Raw genomic sequence first — 18,033 nt, 5'->3', positions numbered from 1 at the left:
CTACCGCTGGGACATGGCGCGTCAAGGCTTCACTGGCAGGCAACCCGGCGGGCCCCACCCGACGCGCCGGCCGAGCCGTGGCGCCCGCCTGCATTCCGGCTCCCCCGTCAGCGCCATCCTGGGGCACGCTCGGGCCCCATGGCGCACCTGGAGCTGAAGCCGAAGCGGGACGTGTCGAGCTTCCGCAAGCTCGCCATCGGTAGCTGGGCGACCGCGTATGACCCCACGGTCTACGGCACGTTGACCGTGCGCATGGACGCGGCGCTCGCCTGGATGGATGCCTTCCACCAGCGCACCGGCGTGCGGCTCACCGCGACCCACCTGGTCCTCAAGGCCATGGGTGAAGCGCTGCGCCGCTGCCCGGACGCCAACGCGCTCCTGCGCTACCAGCGCATCTACCTGCGTCAGCGGATCACCGTATGCGCGGTGCTGCCAGGTGCGGATCAACGCGGCCTCACGCCCGTGCGCATCGAGGGCGTGGACCAGAAGTCCGTGCATGAGCTGGCGCTGGAGGTGGCGTCCACCGCGGCGCGCGTGCGCGAGGGCCGGGACGCGCAGGTGGAGCAGGGCCGGAGTCTGCTCAAGCGCGTGCCGCACCTGTTGCTGCACCGCTTCACCGGGCTCGTGTCGTTCCTCACGTACACGTTGAACCTGGATCCATCGTGGCTCGGCCTGCCCAGGGATCCGTTCGGTGCCGCGGTGGTGGTGGACGTGGGCGAGCTGGGGCTGGACACGGCGTATCTGCCGCTCGCGCCCTTCACCCGCGTGCCCATCTTCCTCGCGCCCGGCGCGGTGCGCGAGGTGGCGGTGGTGGAGGAGGGGAGGGTGGTGCCCGGACACGTGATGAACATCAACGCGTCCTTCGACCACCGCTTCCTCGACGGCTACCACGCGGGCGTCATCGCCAACACGCTGCGCGAGATGCTGGAGCATCCGGTGGAGTCCTTCGGTCCGCTCCCGGATCCATCGGTGGAATAGCCCGCCGTCAACGGTGTCCGCTCGCGCGAGCGAAGCGTCCGGGAGGCTGGCCCACGCGCTTGCTGAACGCCGCGGTGAAGGTGCTCGCCGAGCTGTAGCCAACGCGCTCGGCCACCTCCGTGATGGAGAGCTCCTGGCCGCGAAGCAGTCCCCTGGCGACGGCCATCCGCCAGTCCAGCAGGTACTCCATCGGGGGCAAACCCACGGTGCGCGTGAAGCGCTCGAAGAACACCGTGCGCGAGAGCGCCGCGCTCTTCGCGAGCTGCGCCACGGTCCATGGACGCGTGAGGTGGCGGTGCATCTGCCGGATCGCGGGTGCCAGCCGCGCATCCGCCAGTCCACGGAGGAGCCCCGGAGGTGTGTCGCCGCTCGGCGTGGACCGCAGCGCTTCGATGAGCAGCAACTCCACGAGCCGCGTCAGCACGAGCTCGCGCCCCGAGCGCTGTTCGCTCGTTTCGTCGCGGACGAGCTGGACCAGCGTGGACAGCCGCTCCACGCCGCGCACGTGCACCAGGATTGGGAGCAGCGACACCATCAGGGCCGCGTCAGGTGAGTCGAAGACGAAATAGCCCCCAAGCAGTCGCACATCCGGGCGGCCACCACGCCGACCGTGACGCACCTCCCCGGTAGGGGAAGGGGCCACCTTGGGGTCGACACGTTCGGCAGTCACCGGCTCGAAGCCGGAGATGGTGAAGCCCGGCGTCGCCGGCAGCAGCACGAAGTCGCCCCCCTCGAGCGTGACGGCCGGATGCCCGTCGATGGCCAGTCGGCAGCTCCCTTCGAGCACGGCACAGAAGCTGGGCTGACCGAAGTCCGAGTAACGAACTCCCCATGCGCCCGCTCCGCTGATGCCCTTCGAGAAGATGGCCCTGGGCTGAAGCAGCGCGATGACTTCCGAAAGGGGGTCGGTCATGCCCGGACGCTAGCAAAAGAAATGCGGACTCCGCGTAGTGGAGCGTCCTGATTGTCGCCGGTACCTTCAGAACATCAACGCCGCGCGAATCGCGGCCAAAGGAGACGGCATGAAGACGGTGCTCATCACGGGGTGTTCTTCCGGTTATGGACTCGAGACGGCTCGCCACTTCCACGCCCAGGGCTGGAACGTGGTCGCCACCATGCGAACGCCGCGTGAGGATGTGCTCCCTGCCTCGGACCGGCTGCGAGTGGTGCCGCTCGACGTGACGAAGCCCGAGAGCATCGCCGCCGCGCTGGAGGCGAGCGGGCCCATCGACGTGCTCGTCAACAACGCGGGCATCGGGCTCATGGGCGCCTTCGAGGCCACGCCGATGGCCACGGTGCGCGAGGTGTTCGAGACCAACGTCTTCGGCGTCATGGCGATGACGCAGGCGGTGTTGCCACGGCTTCGCGCACGCAGGTCGGGAGTCATCGTGAACGTGACCTCCAGCGCGACCCTGGCTCCCATGCCGCTGGTGGCCGTCTACACCGCGAGCAAGGTGGCCATCGAAGGGTTCACGGAGTCGCTCGCCTTCGAACTCGCGGACTTCAACCTGCGCGTGAAGCTCGTCGAGCCGGGCTATTGCCCGGGCACCCGCTTCACGAGCAACGGCACCCCTCGGATGGAGGGGCTGTTCCCCGAAGCGTACGCGCCCTTCGCCCAGCGCATCTTCGCCTCGCTGGGACAGCCCTCCGCGGTGACGCGCGAGTCCGACGTGGCCGAGGCCATCTGGCGTGCCGCGAACGACACGTCCGGGACGCTCCGCTTCCCCGCCGGGCCAGACGCGGTGGCGCTGGCCCGGTCGGCATGAAGAACGGCCGGGAGCCTGTCAGTACGCGTACTCCCAGCCGCCACGGCCGCGAGTGCCCTGGCCCATCCGCGCGCTCATCTCGCGCAGCCGGCGCACGCGCTCCGGGATGGGCGGGTGCGTGGAGAACAGCGACATCACCCCGCCGTGGTGCAGCGGGTTGACGATGAACAGGTGCGACGTCGCGGGGGCCCGGTCATACGGCATGGCCTCCGCGCCGCGCTCCATCTTCAAGAGCGCGCTCGCCAGCGCATCCGGGTCGCCGCACAGCTCCGCGCCCGTGGCGTCCGCGCCGTACTCGCGCGAGCGGCTCACCGCCAGTTGCAGCAGCGTGGCCGCGATGGGCGCCACCAGCAGCAGGCCCAGGTTGGACAGCGCCCCGGCCACGCCACCGTCCCTGTCGTCGTCGCCGCGGCTGAGCATGCTGCCGCCGAACCAGAAGAGCATCTGCGCCGCGTAGCTGATGATGCCCGCGAGCGTCGCCGCCACCGTGCCGATGAGCGTGTCCCGGTTGCGCACGTGGCCAATCTCGTGCGCCAGCACACCCTCCAGCTCGCGCCGGTCCAGGATGTCCATGATGCCCGCCGTCACCGCGACGGCCGCGTGGCTCGGGTTGCGGCCCGTGGCGAACGCGTTCGGCTGCGCGGTGGGGAGCAGGTAGACCTTCGGCTTCGGCATGCCCGCGCGCGCGGCCAGCCGCTCCACCATCTCATGCAGCCACGGGGCCTGCTCGTAGGACAGCGGCTGCGCGCCGTGGATGGCCAGCGCGATGCGGTCGCTGAACCAGTACGAGCCGAAGTTCATCACCACCGCGAAGAGGCCCGCCATCATCAGCCCCTGCGCGCCGCCCAGCCGCTGGCCGATGACGAGCACCAGGGCCGTCAAGCCCGCCAGCAGGACGGTCGTCTTCAATGCGTTGCCCAGCCGGTGCCACCCGCTGCCCTTGAGCGCCGGTGCGGCCGGTCCTCGGGTTGTCATGTGGGGGTCACGCTGCGCCATGTTCCTCGTTCCGTGCCTTTCGCCCCGCCATGGGGGCCACACGAAACGTAAGCAGGAGCAGGGAGGCGTCAACGTAACGGGTCCAGGCTACCCCGGAGGCCCATGGCCCCGGCTGCCGCCCGTCCCAAAGGTAGAGCCGTCTTCAAAGATAGAAACGATCCGTCACGCCGGCCGTACGCTGGAGGATGGCGCTCCACCCGAGCCAGACGTCAATGCCACTGTCGCCCGCCTTCGACTCGCTCCCCAGGGCACCGAGCGAGCCCGTGCAGCCCGCCACCATGCCCAACCCGGACTCGCGCACGTGCTCCAGGAGCGTGCGCACGGTGGGCATGCCGCGCGCCTCGAAGCGGTCCGCCACGTCCTCGCGTCCGGCGAAGTCCGGTTCGTCCAACCTGTCCAACAGGAAGCGCTCCAGGGCCCACCAGAACAGGTACACCTCGACCCGCCGCCCGGCCGCCGTCGCCGCCGCCGCGATGGCGAGACCCTGGTGCACACGGTCATATTCGCCACTGTGCAGGAAGACGATGACCCTGTTGTCCGGCGTGCTCACGCGGTGGCTCATACCGTCCAGAAGACAGCGCGTCCATTCACACCCGGAGCGCGACCGGCGGGGCCCTTTGGCTTGCACCTCGGCCCTGGCGCTTGGTAGGAACCTAACGACCTTCCAGGCTTACAGGTTTTTTGCAGCGACAGCGCGGGTGGCTTTCAGCGACATGGGCGACGAGACGACAGCCAAGCGGAAGGATGCCCACCTCGACCTGTGCGCGACCGGCGATGTGGAACCGGCACAGAACTCCACGCTGCTGGAGTGCGTGCACCTCATCCACTGCGCCATGCCGGAGATGGCGGTGGAGGATGTGGACCTGTCCACGCCGTTCCTGGGCAAGCGCCTCCAGGCCCCGCTCCTCGTCACCGGAATGACGGGTGGCACGGACCGCGCGGGCGCGGTGAACCGGGACCTGGCGCTGCTCGCGGAGCGGCACGGCCTGGCCTTCGGCGTGGGCAGCCAGCGCGCCATGGCGGAGGACAGCGCGCGCGCGGCGTCGTACGCGGTGCGCGACGTGGCGCCCACGGTGGCGCTCCTGGGCAACATCGGGCTGTACCAGGCCATCGGGTTGGGCGTGGATGGCGTGCGGCGGTTGATGGACGCCATTGGCGCGGACGGCATGGCGCTGCACCTCAACGCGGGCCAGGAGCTGACGCAGCCGGAAGGCGACCGCGACTTCCGCGGCGGCTACCGCGTGGTGGAGGAGCTGGCGCGCGCGATGGGCGACCGGCTGATGGTGAAGGAGACCGGGTGCGGCATCGGCCCGGACGTGGCGCGGCGCCTGGTGGAGCTGGGCGTGCGCAACGTGGACGTCTCCGGGCTGGGCGGCACGTCGTGGGTGCGCGTGGAGCAGCTTCGCGCGGTGGGCTCGCAGGCGCAGGTGGGTGCGGAGTTCAGCGGCTGGGGCATCCCCACCGCGGCGGCCATCGCCAGCGTGCGCAAGGCGGTGGGGCCTGAGGTCCGGCTCGTGGCCAGCGGCGGTGTGCGCGGCGGGCTGGAGTCCGCGAAGGTGCTCGCGTTGGGCGCGGACCTGGCGGGCATGGCGCTGCCGCTGTTCCGGGCGCAGCAGCAGGGCGGGCTGCCGGCCGCGGAGGAGGCGCTGAAGGTCATCCTCACGAGCCTGCGGCAGGCACTGGTGCTGACGGGGAGCCGCTCCGTCGCTCAGCTGCGGCAGCGGCCTCGCGTGGTGACCGGCGCGTTGAAGGATTGGTTGGCGGCATTGTGATGCCGGGTGGATCCCAGGTTGGGAAGGAAGAACATGTCTGACACCGTGACGTCCCGGCTCGCCGGATTCCACAAGCTGCCCCTGGAGGAGCGCCTGGCGCGCATTGGCCAGATGTTCCGGCTGACCGAGGCGGAGCTGGACCAGCTGCGCGGTGAGAACGGCCTGGACCTGTCCATCGCCAACCAGATGATCGAAAACGCGGTGGGCACGTTCTCCCTGCCGCTGGGCCTGGGCCTCAACCTCAACGTCAACGGGCGCGACTACCTGGTGCCCATGGCCGTGGAGGAGCCGTCCGTCGTGGCGGCGGTGTCGTTCGCGTCGAAGATCGTCCGCGAGTCGGGCGGCTTCATCGCGGAGGCCGACGCGTCGATGATGATCGGCCAGGTGCAGGTCTCCAACTACGGCGACCCTGGCATCGCGTCCGAGAAGATCCTGGATGCGAAGGATGAAATCCTCGCCCTGGCGAACAGCTTCCACCCGGCCATGGTGGCCCGCGGCGGTGGCGCGAAGGACGTGGAGGTGCGCCTGCTGCCCGCGCCGGAAGGACCGCGCGGCGAGCCGCTGCTCATCGTCCACCTGCTCATCGACGCGCAGGAGGCGATGGGGGCGAACCTCATCAACACCATGGCGGAGGGCGTGGCGCCGCTGATCGAGCAGCTGACCGGCGGCCGGGTGTACCTGCGCATCCTGTCGAACCTGGCGGACAAGCGGCTCGCGCGCGCCACGTGCCGCATCCCGCTGCCTCTGCTGGCGGACTTCGGCCTGCCGGGAGAGGTCATCGCCGAGGGCATCGCGCAGGCGAGCCGCTTCGCGGAAGCCGACCCGTACCGCGCCGCCACGCACAACAAGGGCGTGATGAACGGCATCGACGCGGTGGCCATCGCCACGGGGCAGGACTGGCGCTCCATCGAGGCCGGTGCCCACGCGTTCGCGTGCCGCAAGGGGCAGTACCGCCCGCTGTCCACCTGGTACCTGGAAGAGGGGCACCTGGTGGGCCGCATCGAGCTGCCGCTGGCGCTGGGCCTGGTGGGCGGCCCCATCAAGATCCACCCGGGCGCGCAGGTGGCGCTCAAGCTGATGCGCGCCACCAGCGTGCGTGAGCTGTCCATGGTGTTCGCGGCGGTGGGCCTGGCGCAGAACTTCGCGGCGCTGCGGGCCCTGGGCTCCGTGGGCATCCAGAAGGGCCACATGGCCATGCACGCGCGCAGCGTCGCCGTCACGGCGGGCGCGCGCGGTGGGGACGTGGAGAAGGTGGCCAACCTGCTGGTGAAGGCCGGGCACGTGAAGGTGGAGAAGGCGCGGGAGATCCTCGCGAGCCTGCCGCCGGAGACGCCCGTCGTCGCCACCCTCACCAACGGCTGACGTCCGCCCCCGGGCGCTCCCTATATGCGGGAGCGCTTGACGGGGCAGGGCGGTGCGCGGAATGAAGGCGCCCGCCCCCTTCGCGAGCCTGGTGCCATGACTTCCGCAATGAATCCCCTGGTCGCCTTCGGTGCTGGCAAGGTCATCCTGCTGGGCGAGCACAGCGTGGTGTACGGCTACCCCGCCATCGCCGGTCCGCTGACCATTGGCGTGGTGGCGCGCGGTGGGCCGTCGCGCTCGTGCGTGCTGGACGTGCCGGTGACGGCGGACGCGGCGCAGAAGCGGATGATGCGCAAGGCCTTCGCACGCGCGGCGAAGCTCGTGGGCGAGCCGAAGGTGAAGGTCACGCTGGAGCCGCAGCTGCCGCTGTCCGCGGGGCTGGGCAGCTCCGCGGCGCTGGCGGTGGCCACGTCGCGTGTGTTGCTACAGGCGGCGGGGCAGGCGCCCACGGCGAAGGCGACGGCGCGGCTGGCGTGGGAGATGGAGCAGGAGTTCCACGGCACGCCGTCGGGCGTGGACCACACCACGAGCGCGGAGGAGAAGCTCATCCTCTACCGGCGGGTGCAGTCGCCGGCGGGTGTCACGGGCCGCGCGCGCGAGTTGAAGAGTCCGCGGCCAGTGTCGGTGGTGGTGGCGCTGGCGGGCGCGCGCAGTCCCACGAAGCTGACGGTGGGGGCGCTGCGCGAGCGGCAGGCGCGGTGGCCGGAGCGCTACAAGCGGCTCTTCGGTCAGGTGGGGAGGCTCGTCACCGAGGCGGCGAAGACGGTGGAGGCGGGCGACCTGGAGGGGCTGGGGGACGCGATGAACGTCAACCAGGGCCTCCTGAACGCGCTGGGGCTGTCGTCACCAGCGTTGGAGGACATGGTGTTCCGGCTGCGCTCGCTGGGCGCGCTGGGGGCCAAATTCACCGGGGCGGGAGGTGACGGTGGCGCGGTCATCGGCCTCTTCCCCGAACCGGAGCCCGTGGTCGCGCAACTGACGCGTGACGGCGTGCGCTGCTTCGCGAGCCAGCTCGCGGGGCCGCGGGTCCAGGGAGACATTCCATGAAGGCAACGGTCCGGGCGCATCCCAACATCGCGCTCGTGAAGTACTGGGGAAAGCGCGACGAGGCGCTCATCCTCCCGCACCAGTCCAGCCTGTCGTTGACGCTGGCCCCCATCCACGTGACGACGACGGTGGAGTTCGGCGCGCCGTCGGACACGGTGGAGCTGCACGGCCACGTGGCCAAGGGCAGCGAGCGCGACCGCGTGCTGCGCCTGTTGGACGAGGTGCGCGTGCAGGCAGGGCGCGACCTGGGCCCCGCGAAGGTGGTGTCGCGCGGGGACTTCCCCATGGCGGCGGGCCTGGCCAGCAGCGCGGCGGGCTTCGCGGCGCTGGCGGTGGCGGGGCGCGCGGCGGCGGGGCTGCCCCAGGACACGCGGGCGTCCAGCATCCTGGCGAGGCGGGGCAGCGGCTCCGCGTGCCGCAGCGTGCAGGGCGGCTTCTGCGAGTGGATGCGCGGTGAGCGCGAGGACGGCGAGGACAGCTACGCCGTGCAGCGCTTCGACGCGGGCCACTGGTCGGACCTGCGCATGGTGGTGGCCATCCTCGACCGCGGCGAGAAAGAGGTGAAGTCGCGGGACGGGATGAAGAACACGGTGGAGACGAGCCCCTACTATCCGGCGTGGGTGAAGGACGCGGAAGCCGAAGTGCCCCGCGCCCGGGAGCTCATCGCGAAGAAGGACCTGGAGGCGCTGGGCGAGCTGTGCGAGCGCAACGCGTGGCGCATGCACTGCACGACGCTCTCCGCGGATCCGCCGCTGTCCTACCTGAGCCCGGCGACGCTGGGGCTCATCCAGCACCTGCGCGAGCAGCGCAAGAAGGGCGTGCCGGTGTGGTTCACGCTCGACGCGGGGCCGAACCCGGTGCTGCTGACGACCGCGGCCCACGAGGTCGCGGCGGAGGCCCTGGCCCGCGCCTGCGGAGCCGTGGACGTGGTGCGCTGCGTGCCCGGTGGTGACGCGACGCTGCTCACCGAGCACCTGTTCTGATGGACCGAGCGCTCTCCGCCCCGGGCAAGCTGTTCATCTCTGGCGAGTACGCTGTTCTGTGGGGCGGCGTGTCGCGCCTCGCGGCCGTGGCGCCGCGCACGGCCGCATATGTGCGCAGGCGTCAGGACTCGCGCGTGCACATCTGCCTGGAGGAGGGGACGCTCCAGGGCCTCACCACGCCTCGCGGCGTGAAGTGGGACCGCGAAGTGCCCGCGGGTTTCTCCTTCGTCGCCCGCACGCTGGATGAGGCCCTGCGCGCGCACGGCCGCGCGAGCGTGGGCTTCGACGTGGCGGTCGCTCCGGGCGCGCTCGGCCCGGGCGGCCACAAGCTGGGCATCGGTGGTAGCGCGTCCGCGACGGTGCTCGCCGCGGAGGCCGCGCGCTTCGTGCTGGAGGAGAAGTTCGACGTCCTGAAGCTCGCCCTCACCGCGCACACGCTGGGGCAGGGAGGCAAGGGCAGCGGCGGCGACGTAGCCACGAGCTTCGCGGGCGGTGCCGTGCGCTACCGTCGCTATGACATCACCGCGCTCGCGGACGCGGCCAACACCGGCCGCTTCAACGCCGCGCTCGCGGAGTCCCCTCCAGTGGACCTCTGGCGCATGCCCGTGCCGCGCGTGTCCATGCTCTACGCCTTCACCGGCGAGAGCGCGTCCACGAAGCTCCTCATCGGCCAGGTGGAAGCCCGCCTCGCGGACGCCGGGCGCAGGGCCTTCGTGGAGCGCTCGGACGCGTTGGGCCACACGATTGAAGACGGCCTGGGCGGCGGCGACTTCCGTGCCTTCTCCGAAGCCGTGAAGGCCCAGCACGCGCTGCTGCTGGAACTGGGCCCGCTGGAGACCGAAGGCATGCGCCGCGTGCTCGCCATCGCCGCGTCCTACCACTGCGCGGGCAAGCTCTCCGGCGCGGGCGGCGGTGACGGCTGCATCCTCTTCGCCCCGGACGCACAGTCGCGCGAAGCGCTGCGCGAGGGCCTGGAGTCGCGCGGCTTCCTCACTCTGACGCTCGACGTGGAACAGGGCGTGCGCGGCGAAGCGCAGACGGATGCGCGGCTTCGCGGCTGGGTGGACGCGCTCACGTGAAATCTGCGCGGCGCGCGCCCGGGTGCGCCGTTAGAACATGTGACCGAACGTGATGTAGAAGCGCTGACGGCCCGTCTCGGTGGAGCGCGCGTAGTCCATGCGCACCACGGCCGCGCGGCGCGAGAAGCGCAGGCCGCCGCCGATGCCCGGGTGCCACTCATGCCACTTGCCGTCCGTCACACCCGGATGCCACACGCGGCCCAGGTCCAGGAACACCACCGCGCCCAGCGCCAGCGGCTGCCCGAAGAAGGCCATCCGCGCCGCCTGGAAGCGCAGCTCGGAGTTGCTGAACGCCTTCACGTTGCCGGCGAAGCGGTTGCGCTCGATGCCGCGCACGCTGCTCATGCCGCCAATGCCCTCGGACACGTTGACGCCGCCCGTGGTCATCCACTCGAAGAACGGCACCTCCCCGAAGAGCATGTCCAGCGTGAGCCGCTGCGCGAAGACGAGCCGCGGGGTGATGCGGATGTAGCGGCGCTCGCTCAGCGTCACGCCCGCGTACTGGTAGCGGCTGAAGGTGGCCAGGCCCGACACGCGCAGCGCCACCTCCTCCACGCCGCCTGACGTCGGGTCGGCCTCGTCATCGCGCGTGTCCCAGAGCGCGCCCGCGAGCAGCTGCCCGCTGGGCCCGCCCTCGATGCCGATGGGCCGCTCCTGCGCCAGGATGGACGTCTCGTAGGGCGACACACGCGTGTAGCGCCAGCCGTAGCCCACGTACGACTGGAACGGGTGATTCTCACCGAACGGCCGCCCGCGCAGACGCACCCAGAGGCCCGGCGAGCCCTTGTCGTAGTTGTACCGCTGGTCGTCCACGTCACCCCGGAAGTCCGGGGCGGACAGGTTGCCCGCGCCGAAGAAGGGGCTGCTCTTCTCCTGCCGGTATTCCAGCCGGCCCTCCAAACGCAGGGGCCCCAGCAACTGCGGCCCGTCGTAACGGAGGTAATGATTCATGGCGCCGCGCGCGGTGAAGAACACCTGCGCGGACAGGGCATGCGCGTAGGGCGCCTTGCTGCCGTCGCCATAGAGGTACATGCCGCCGACAGCGCCGTAGCCGAAGCCCTGATCCGAGCTGAAGGACAGGAGCGGTAGCGCGATGCCGTCCATCGTAGGCGTTCGCTTCACGGGCGAGAGCCCGGGCGCCGTGCGGCTGGCCGCCACGGCACTCAGTGACAGCAGCATGAAGAACAGGAAGACGACTGGAGCCAGCATCGAAACCCCGTGAAGCCCCGAGGGGGCGCATCGATTCCAGCCCGGGACAGAGACCCTTTCCGCCCGCCTGCTCTCCAAGAGAGCAGCGCGGCCTCGGAAGCTCCTGTCCCCCTGAATGCCCATTTTGCCTTGGGGGATGGGGGAGCCGTCAACGTGCGCGAAAGTCTCAACGAGCTCGTCAGCGAGAATTCACGAAATTGGGCGAATACCCTCGTCCGGAGGATTGGATCGAAAGTTCCGCCCGTGGCGGCGCGTCGGCCTCGGAACGCTCTTCTCGTCCATCTGGACGGTGTGCCCAAGGCGCTCCTCGACGAGGCCATTGTCACGGGGCGCATGCCCTTTGTTTCACAGCTGGTCCGCTCTGGCGCGTATCACCTGGAGAACGCGTTCTGGGGAGCGCCCACGTCCACGCCGTTCTTCCAGGCGGGGCTGCTCTACGGGCTGCGGCATCCGAACCTGCCGGGCTACAGCTGGTACGACCGGGCGCTCGGCCGCAAGGTGCAGATGAACACCCCGGGCGACGCGATGGCCATTGACGCGCGCCTGCGCGGACACGGCCGCACGAGCCTGTTGGACCACGGCGGCCACACGTACTTCTCGCTCTTCCACGCGGGCGCCACGAACCGCATGTGCATGAGCACGCTGTCGAGCTTCAAGCTGATGGCGCGCTCGTTCGCGTACGAGATGCAGGGCCTGGGTTCGGCGCGCACGAGGGGTGCGTGGGACTTCCTGCGTTCCTTCGGCATGGAGTCCTGGCACGCCGTGCGCGAGGTGCGCCAATGGGCGCGCCAGCTCAACGACTGGCGCCACGAGCAGGGTTTCCTCCTGAGCCGCATCCTCCTCCAGCGGTTGGGCTGGAGCTTCGCGTACACCAAGTCCCTGGTGGACATGGTGCGCGGCGTGCCGCTCATCTATCTGGTGTACGGCAACTACGATGAAGTGGCGCACCGCCGCGGTCCGCGCTCGGAGCTGGCGATGCAGGAGCTCCACCGTGTCGACGCGTCACTGGCGGAGCTGTTCGCCGTGGCCCGCGCCGCGCCGGAGCCCTACGACGTCATCCTCTTGTCGGATCACGGCCACGTGGACAGCCTGCCCCTGGAGCAGCGCCAGGGCCGGCGCCTGGAGGCCGTCCTCTTCGAAGGCGAGGTGCCCGAGCTGCGCGCGGACGTGCGCCGCGGCCTGCTGGATGGGCGCCAGCCTCCAGCCCCGGACACCGCCGCGCGCGAGCCCTTCATCCCGGTGGTGGTGGAGGCCGGTAACTTCGCGCACATCTACCTGAGCGGCCGTCCCGCGCCGCTGGAGGCGCGCGAGCTGCTGGCGCTGCATCCGGAGGTGCTGGCCCGGGCTACGAACAACCCGGACATCGGCATGGTGGCGATGCGCCGGGGCACCGAGGCGGTGGTGGTGATGGGCGGAGGCGTCTACGGCCTGGAGGACCTGGACCGTGCGCCGCTCACCACCGAGTACAGCAAGCGCGCCGTGGCGGACTTCCTCCAGGGACTGCCGCGCATGGACACCGCGGGGGACCTGGTCCTCTTCGGTGAAGCCGTGCAGAAGGGCGGCACGGTGGGCTTCGCGTGGGAGTTCGGCTCGCACGGAGGCTTGACGCGCGTGGAGTCCGACAGCCTGGTGATGTGGCCCGCGAACGGCCCGGTGGACCTGTCTGGCCTGAGCCACTGCGCGCGGTTGCACGAGCGCCTGGCGGAGGCCTACCTGGACACCGGCTCACCGCGGATTCTCCATTGAGACCGAGGAAGGGGAGGACCATGCGGCTTCCCAACGCCAGTGGACGCACGTGGCTCAAGGTGCTGGGCGGAGTGGTGGGACTCGTCCTGTCCCTGCTCCTGCTCTCCACCGCGTTCTTCAAGTGGAACCTGAGCGGATCCGGGGACCTGCTGACGCCGCGCTTCCCGCTGGACAAGTTCGTCCGCGACCTGCCGGGACACCTGGTGTGGCTGGTGCCGTTCATGCTCCTGCAGGCGTCGCTGGTTCCGCTGCGGGCGGTGCAGTGGCAGGCCACGCTGCGCAAGCACATCCCGTTCAAGGACCGCTTCCAGATGGTGGGCATTGGCGTGTTCGTGCACAACGCGCTGCCGGGAAAGTTGGGGGAGGTGACGCGCTCCTTCCTCCTGTCGCGCACGCACAACATCGCCTTCATCCGGAGTCTGGGCTCCGTGGGCGTGTGCAAGCTGATGGAGTTCGCCTGTCTGATGCTGCTGGTGGCCCTGTCCTTCCTGGGCCCCTTCGGCGAGACCATGGCCCACTTCCGGACGGAGTTGCACGTGGCGCTGTCGCTGTGCATCGGCCTGGTGGCGCTGGTGGTGCTGCTGGCCCACTGGGCGGCGCCCCTGGGCCGCTGGCTGCACCAGCGTCACACCATGCCCCGCGTGGACAGCTTCCTGAATCACGTGGGCGAGGGGCTGGGCACCGCGCGCTCCTTCAAGGGCATGACGAAGGTGTTCTTCTTCTCCATCTTCCCGGTGTTCGCCTCCGCGCTGGCGTACGGCCTGGCGCTGCACGGCGTGCACATCCCCGGGGGCCTCTTCGCGGGCGCCGTCGTGCTGGGCGCCATCTCCCTGGGGCAGTCGCTGCCGGGCGTCCCGGCGGGCATGGGCATCTACTACTTCGTCACCAGCTGGGCGGCGCGCGCGCTGGGCTCCAACCCGGAGGACGCGGCGGCCTTCGCCACGCTCACCCACCTGGGCACCGTCATCAGCCAGGTGGCCGTGGGCGCCTGGTGCGTGCACCGCTCCAAGCTGCGGATCCGCGACTTGCGCAAGGGCGGCCGGCTGGCCAACGCCGCCGCGCACCACGTGGCGCATGAAGCGGTGGAACCCGCGCCGCCCTGAGCCGCGTGAAGAGGGCAGGGCCGGAAAACAAAAAGGGCCCCGACTTGTGGTCGGGGCCCTTCGATTACTTCATGCCCAGGAGAGGACTCGAACCTCCATGCCCTTGCAGGCGCTAGACCCTGAATCTAGTGTGTCTACCAATTCCACCACCTGGGCAGGTGGCTCGCGGTGCCTTGCGGCGCCGCGATGGGCGAGACGTATAAAGAACCTCCCCCGCCCGGTCAAGCATCCTTTTTCAGGCTACTTCTTCAGCGGCCAGCGGCCTTCGGACTCGAGCTTCCGGCGGATGGCCGGGTTCTCGTCCATGAAGGCGACCAGCGATTCCTCGGTGATCTCCACCGTGACGTCCTCGCCGCCGACCTCCGTCTGACACGACAGGCGGGAGTACGGCCGGACGTCGAAGCCCATGTCCAGGCGGTCCATCTCGTCGTCCCGCTGCTCGCTCAGCGAGTCCAACCCCTTGCGGACCCAGACATGGCAGGTGGAGCACCCGCACACGCCGCCGCAGCTGTGGCCCACCTGGGCCTCGCCCTTCTCCGCGGCGTCCAGCAGGGTGGTGCCTTGGGGCACGTCCACGGCGACCTCGGCCAGGGGGCTCTTGAAGGTGACCTTGGGCACGGCTCAGTACTCCTCCACGGAATGGCCGGACACCACCTGGGTGATGGCGCGGTTCATGACCCGTTCGATGAAGGCCCGGGACGCCTCGTCCAGCGCGTGCAGGGCCTCCTTCACGGCCATGTAGTCCTTGCCCTGCGCGGCTTCGCGCACGCGGGCCATGGCGGCCTGGATGGCCTCCGGCTCGCCGGCCTGGAGCAGCGCCGCGTTCTCGCGCAGCTGGCGGTCGGCCTCGGAGAGGACGCGCTCGGCCTCCACCTGCTGCTCGCGCAGCTGGCGGGCCTGGATGTCGTCCTCCGCGAAGTCGATGGAGTCGAGGAGCATCTTCTCGATCTCCTCCTCCGTCAGGCCGTGGCTGGGCTTCACGGTGATGGCCTGCGCCACGCCGGTGCTCTGCTCCTTGGCGGTGACGGACAGGATACCGTCAGCGTCCACCTGGAAGCGCACCTCCACGCGGGCCATGCCGGCCGCCATGGTGGGGATGCCGGAGAGCGTGAAGCGCGCGAGGCTGCGGTTGTCCTGCACCAGCTCGCGCTCGCCCTGCACCACGTGCACGTCCAGGCCCGTCTGGCCGTCCTTGAACGTGGTGAACACCTGCGCCGCCGCCGTGGGAATGGTGGAGTTGCGGGGGATCAGCTTCTCCGTGATGCCGCCCATCGTCTCCAGGCCCAGCGACAGGGGGATGACGTCCAGCAGCAGCACCTCGTCCTGACGGTCGCCGTCGGTGAGGAGGCTCGCCTGGACCGCCGCGCCCAGCGCCACGACCTGATCCGGATCGATGTCACCCAGGGGCTCGCGGCCGAACATCTCCGCCACGAAGCGGCGCACCGCGGGCACTCGGGTGGAGCCACCCACCAGGATGACGCCGTCCAGCTCGCCCGCCGCCACGCCCGCGTCCTTCAGGGCCCGCCGGCACACCGTGCCCGTCTTCGCCACGAGCGGTTGGATCCACGCCTCGAAGTCCGCGCGGGACAGCGGCTGGGAGTGGCCCTCCACGCTGAGCGTGACCTCCGCCGCGTCGGTGAGCGCCTCCTTCGCCTTTCGAGCGGCGACCATCAGCTCCGCCACCTGCGCGGGAGTGGGAGACGCCACGCCCCTCTTCTGGAGCACGTGCTGCGCGATGGCGCGGTCGAAGTCGTCGCCGCCCAGCGCGGAGTCACCGCCGGTGGACTTCACCTCGAAGACGCCGTCCTCCAGCTTGAGGATGGAGATGTCGAACGTGCCGCCGCCCAAGTCGTAGACGGCGAACATCCCCTGGCTGCCCTTGTCCAGGCCGTACGCCAGCGCGGCGGCGGTGGGCTCGTTGAGCAGGCGCAGCACTTCCAGGCCCGCGAGCTTCCCCGCGTCGCGGGTGGCCTGGCGCTGGGCGTCGTCAAAGTAGGCGGGCACGGTGATGACGGCCTGCTCCACCTTGCCGGAGAAGTGCGCCTCCGCGCGGCGCTTCAGGGCGCGGAGAATCTCGCCCGACACTTCAATGGGCGTCACCGGCTGGCCACCGGCCACGTTGAAGCGCACCACGTTGGCGCCGGGCGCGAAGTCGTAGTGGCCCAGCTTGCGCGTCTCCGGGTCGTCCGGGCTGCGGCCCATGAAGCGCTTCACCGACACGATGGTGTCCGTGGGGGCCTCGGCCGCGAGCTTCCGCGCGCGGGCGCCCACCACCACGCCGCCGTCCCTCCCGTAGTGCACGACAGAGGGCAGCAGGAGCGAGTCGCCGTCATCCACCGGAACGCACCGGGGCTTGCCCTGGGACACGGACGCCACCAGCGAGTGGGTGGTCCCCAGGTCGATGCCCACCACGTGGCCCTTCGGCTTGAGCGGGTCGTGGATCTGCAGATAGCCGTTGTTGCTCACGCGAGCACCTCCTCCTCGAACGCGTCCACCTGCTCGAGGAAGCGCGTGAAGTAGCGCACCCGCCCCAGCGCGTGCGATGCCTTTCTCACCCCGTCCGGAGAATCCCCCGCGCCTTCCAGCGTGCCGAGCGCCGCCACGGCCTCCTGGAGCGCCGCCGCCTTGCGGCCCGCCACGTCCTTCGCCATGGCCTGGGCCTTCGGTAGGTCCTTCGCCGCGATGGCTTCATCCAAGGCCTCGCGCAGCTCCATGACCTCCTCCAGGAACTCCAGGGGCATGTCCTTCTGGGCGCCCGCGTCCTCGCGGTCCAGGTCCACGCCGTGGAGCTTGAGCAGGTAGAAGGCGCGGCGCACCGGGTCCTTCAGCGTCTTGAAGGCCCCGTTGAGGGCGGTGGTGCCCTCCACGGCGGCCAGGCGCGCCTTCGCGTCACCGGGGCCGACGCGGTCCGGGTGCAGTTGGAGCGACAGCTCCCGGTACTGCTTCTCCAGGGCCGGCACGTCCACGGCGTGGGAGCGGGGCAGCCCGAACACGTCGAAGTGGGTCCTCACGGTGCGCACATCCTCACGGGGGAAACGAAAAAGGGGCCCGGCACCGGGCCGGACCCCTGCTGCCCGCTCCCTGACCGACGGGGCGGGCGGGAAGGCCGCTTCAGGCTTTAGACGGAGAAGCTCTCTCCGCAGCCGCAGGCGGCCTTGATGTTGGGGTTGTTCAGCTTGAAGCCGGACGCCATCAGCGTCTGCTCGAACACCAGCTCCGTGCCGATGAGGTACAGGTAGCTCTTCGGGTCCACGAAGACGCGCACGCCGTCGCGCTCGAACACCTTGTCGCGCTCGCGGGACTTCTCCGACCACTCCATGGAGTACTGGAGGCCGGAGCACCCGCCGCCCTTCACCGCGATGCGCAGGCCGGCGTCCGGAGTCTGGCGCTCTTCCAGTAGCTGCTTGAGGCGCGCCACCGCGCTGTCCGCCAGGCCAATGCCCTTGGGGGCCGGCTTGGGAGGCGTCTGAGGGGCCTGGGTCGTCTGGGCCTGCTCGTTCATGGGGTCGTCCTCGATCCTGGAAGAGGTACCGCGAGGGGCATCAGGCCTGCCGCGACGCGCGCTTCTTCTTGAAGTCTTCGATGGCCGCCTTGATGGCGTCCTCGGCCAGCACGGAGCAGTGGATCTTCACCGGGGGCAGCGCCAGCTCCCGGGCCACGTCCTTGTTGGAGATGGTCATGGCCTGATCCACCGTCTTGCCCTTCACCCACTCGGTGACGAGCGAGCTGGACGCGATGGCGGAGCCGCAGCCGAAGGTCTTGAACCGCGCATCCTCGATCACGCCCGAGTCGCTGATCTTCAGCTGGAGGCGCATCACGTCGCCGCAAGCGGGGGCGCCCACGAGGCCGGTGCCGACGTTCGGGTCGTTCTTGTCGAGCGTCCCCACGTTGCGGGGGTTCTCGTAGTGCTCGATGACCTTCTCGCTGTAAGCCATGCGTCTAACGCTCCTTCATCATCCAACGCTTGAACTGATGCGCCATCCGGGCAACCG

The 18,033-nt window shown here is 70.2% G+C and carries 18 protein-coding genes and 1 tRNA gene; 9 read left to right on the top strand and 10 right to left on the bottom strand.

Annotation, left to right across the window (positions count from 1 at the left end; all coding sequences use genetic code 11):
* Window positions 1-138 precede the first annotated feature (138 nt).
* Window positions 139-978, top strand: a complete 840-nt coding sequence (locus D7Y11_RS17465) for a 2-oxo acid dehydrogenase subunit E2 (RefSeq protein ID WP_120575988.1) — start codon at window positions 139-141, stop codon at window positions 976-978.
* A 7-nt stretch (window positions 979-985) separates the two neighbouring features.
* On the opposite strand, the gene D7Y11_RS17460 is transcribed toward D7Y11_RS17465, so the two are convergent.
* Complete coding sequence (locus D7Y11_RS17460; protein ID WP_120575987.1) at window positions 986-1,891, bottom strand: AraC family transcriptional regulator; 906 nt, start codon at window positions 1,889-1,891, stop codon at window positions 986-988.
* Between the two features lie 109 nt (window positions 1,892-2,000).
* On the opposite strand from D7Y11_RS17460, the gene D7Y11_RS17455 reads away from it, so the two are divergent.
* Complete coding sequence (locus D7Y11_RS17455; RefSeq protein ID WP_120575986.1) at window positions 2,001-2,744, top strand: SDR family oxidoreductase; 744 nt, start codon at window positions 2,001-2,003, stop codon at window positions 2,742-2,744.
* An 18-nt stretch (window positions 2,745-2,762) separates the two neighbouring features.
* Here the strand turns inward: D7Y11_RS17455 and D7Y11_RS17450 are convergent, their stop codons facing one another.
* Both D7Y11_RS17450 and D7Y11_RS17445 read right to left on the bottom strand, forming a co-directional pair.
* Window positions 2,763-3,719 carry a zinc metalloprotease HtpX gene (locus tag D7Y11_RS17450; protein WP_199733759.1) on the bottom strand — a complete coding sequence of 319 codons (957 nt, stop codon included), beginning with the start codon at window positions 3,717-3,719 and terminating at the stop codon, window positions 2,763-2,765.
* Between the two features lie 163 nt (window positions 3,720-3,882).
* Window positions 3,883-4,290 (bottom strand): hypothetical protein, encoded by a 408-nt coding sequence (locus D7Y11_RS17445; RefSeq protein WP_233596781.1) that lies wholly within the window; start codon window positions 4,288-4,290, stop codon window positions 3,883-3,885.
* Window positions 4,291-4,453: 163 nt separating this feature from the next.
* Between D7Y11_RS17445 and fni the strand changes: the two genes are divergently transcribed.
* The 5 genes from fni to D7Y11_RS17420 all read left to right on the top strand — a co-directional run bounded on the left by fni (window position 4,454) and on the right by D7Y11_RS17420 (window position 9,983).
* A complete protein-coding gene (gene fni, locus D7Y11_RS17440; RefSeq protein ID WP_120575983.1) occupies window positions 4,454-5,512 on the top strand; it encodes a type 2 isopentenyl-diphosphate Delta-isomerase in 1,059 nt (352 codons plus the stop codon).
* 33 nt (window positions 5,513-5,545) lie between these two features.
* On the top strand, window positions 5,546-6,874 hold the full coding sequence (locus D7Y11_RS17435; protein ID WP_120575982.1) for a hydroxymethylglutaryl-CoA reductase, degradative: 1,329 nt from the start codon (window positions 5,546-5,548) through the stop codon (window positions 6,872-6,874).
* 108 nt (window positions 6,875-6,982) lie between these two features.
* Complete coding sequence (gene mvk, locus D7Y11_RS17430) at window positions 6,983-7,921, top strand: mevalonate kinase (RefSeq protein ID WP_120575981.1); 939 nt, start codon at window positions 6,983-6,985, stop codon at window positions 7,919-7,921.
* Window positions 7,918-8,904, top strand: a complete 987-nt coding sequence (gene mvaD, locus D7Y11_RS17425) for a diphosphomevalonate decarboxylase (protein ID WP_121780328.1) — start codon at window positions 7,918-7,920, stop codon at window positions 8,902-8,904. Before mvk ends, mvaD begins: the two co-directional genes overlap by 4 nt.
* Window positions 8,904-9,983 carry a mevalonate kinase gene (locus tag D7Y11_RS17420; protein WP_126934244.1) on the top strand — a complete coding sequence of 360 codons (1,080 nt, stop codon included), beginning with the start codon at window positions 8,904-8,906 and terminating at the stop codon, window positions 9,981-9,983. Before mvaD ends, D7Y11_RS17420 begins: the two co-directional genes overlap by 1 nt.
* A gap of 30 nt (window positions 9,984-10,013) precedes the next feature.
* On the opposite strand, the gene D7Y11_RS17415 is transcribed toward D7Y11_RS17420, so the two are convergent.
* A complete protein-coding gene (locus tag D7Y11_RS17415; RefSeq protein WP_126934243.1) occupies window positions 10,014-11,192 on the bottom strand; it encodes a BamA/TamA family outer membrane protein in 1,179 nt (392 codons plus the stop codon).
* Between the two features lie 153 nt (window positions 11,193-11,345).
* Between D7Y11_RS17415 and D7Y11_RS17410 the strand changes: the two genes are divergently transcribed.
* Together D7Y11_RS17410 and D7Y11_RS17405 are read left to right on the top strand one after the other, a co-directional pair.
* On the top strand, window positions 11,346-12,938 hold the full coding sequence (locus tag D7Y11_RS17410) for an alkaline phosphatase family protein (protein WP_121755368.1): 1,593 nt from the start codon (window positions 11,346-11,348) through the stop codon (window positions 12,936-12,938).
* Between the two features lie 20 nt (window positions 12,939-12,958).
* The gene (locus tag D7Y11_RS17405) at window positions 12,959-14,041 is read left to right on the top strand and encodes a lysylphosphatidylglycerol synthase transmembrane domain-containing protein (protein WP_120575977.1); all 1,083 of its coding nucleotides are present in this window, start codon (window positions 12,959-12,961) and stop codon (window positions 14,039-14,041) included.
* Window positions 14,042-14,113: 72 nt separating this feature from the next.
* Here the strand turns inward: D7Y11_RS17405 and D7Y11_RS17400 are convergent.
* The 6 genes from D7Y11_RS17400 to iscU form a co-directional block, all read right to left on the bottom strand.
* A tRNA-Leu gene (locus tag D7Y11_RS17400) sits at window positions 14,114-14,197 on the bottom strand.
* 84 nt (window positions 14,198-14,281) lie between these two features.
* Window positions 14,282-14,659 carry a 2Fe-2S iron-sulfur cluster-binding protein gene (locus tag D7Y11_RS17395; protein ID WP_120575976.1) on the bottom strand — a complete coding sequence of 126 codons (378 nt, stop codon included), beginning with the start codon at window positions 14,657-14,659 and terminating at the stop codon, window positions 14,282-14,284.
* A gap of 3 nt (window positions 14,660-14,662) precedes the next feature.
* Complete coding sequence (gene hscA / locus D7Y11_RS17390; protein ID WP_126934242.1) at window positions 14,663-16,507, bottom strand: Fe-S protein assembly chaperone HscA; 1,845 nt, start codon at window positions 16,505-16,507, stop codon at window positions 14,663-14,665.
* Complete coding sequence (gene hscB / locus D7Y11_RS17385) at window positions 16,504-17,052, bottom strand: Fe-S protein assembly co-chaperone HscB (protein WP_126934241.1); 549 nt, start codon at window positions 17,050-17,052, stop codon at window positions 16,504-16,506. The genes hscA and hscB overlap by 4 nt, the downstream gene beginning before the upstream one ends.
* Before the next feature lie 107 nt (window positions 17,053-17,159).
* On the bottom strand, window positions 17,160-17,543 hold the full coding sequence (locus D7Y11_RS17380; protein WP_120575974.1) for an iron-sulfur cluster assembly accessory protein: 384 nt from the start codon (window positions 17,541-17,543) through the stop codon (window positions 17,160-17,162).
* 40 nt (window positions 17,544-17,583) lie between these two features.
* Entirely contained in the window at window positions 17,584-17,976 is a 393-nt protein-coding gene (iscU, locus tag D7Y11_RS17375) for a Fe-S cluster assembly scaffold IscU (RefSeq protein WP_120553652.1), read from the bottom strand.
* Window positions 17,977-18,033 lie beyond the last annotated feature (57 nt).

The organism is Corallococcus sp. AB018 (assembly GCF_003986945.1).
GTDB classification, from domain to species: domain Bacteria; phylum Myxococcota; class Myxococcia; order Myxococcales; family Myxococcaceae; genus Corallococcus; species Corallococcus exiguus.
Note: the sequence above shows the minus strand (reverse complement) of the source record. Positions and strands in the feature narration are given on the sequence as shown.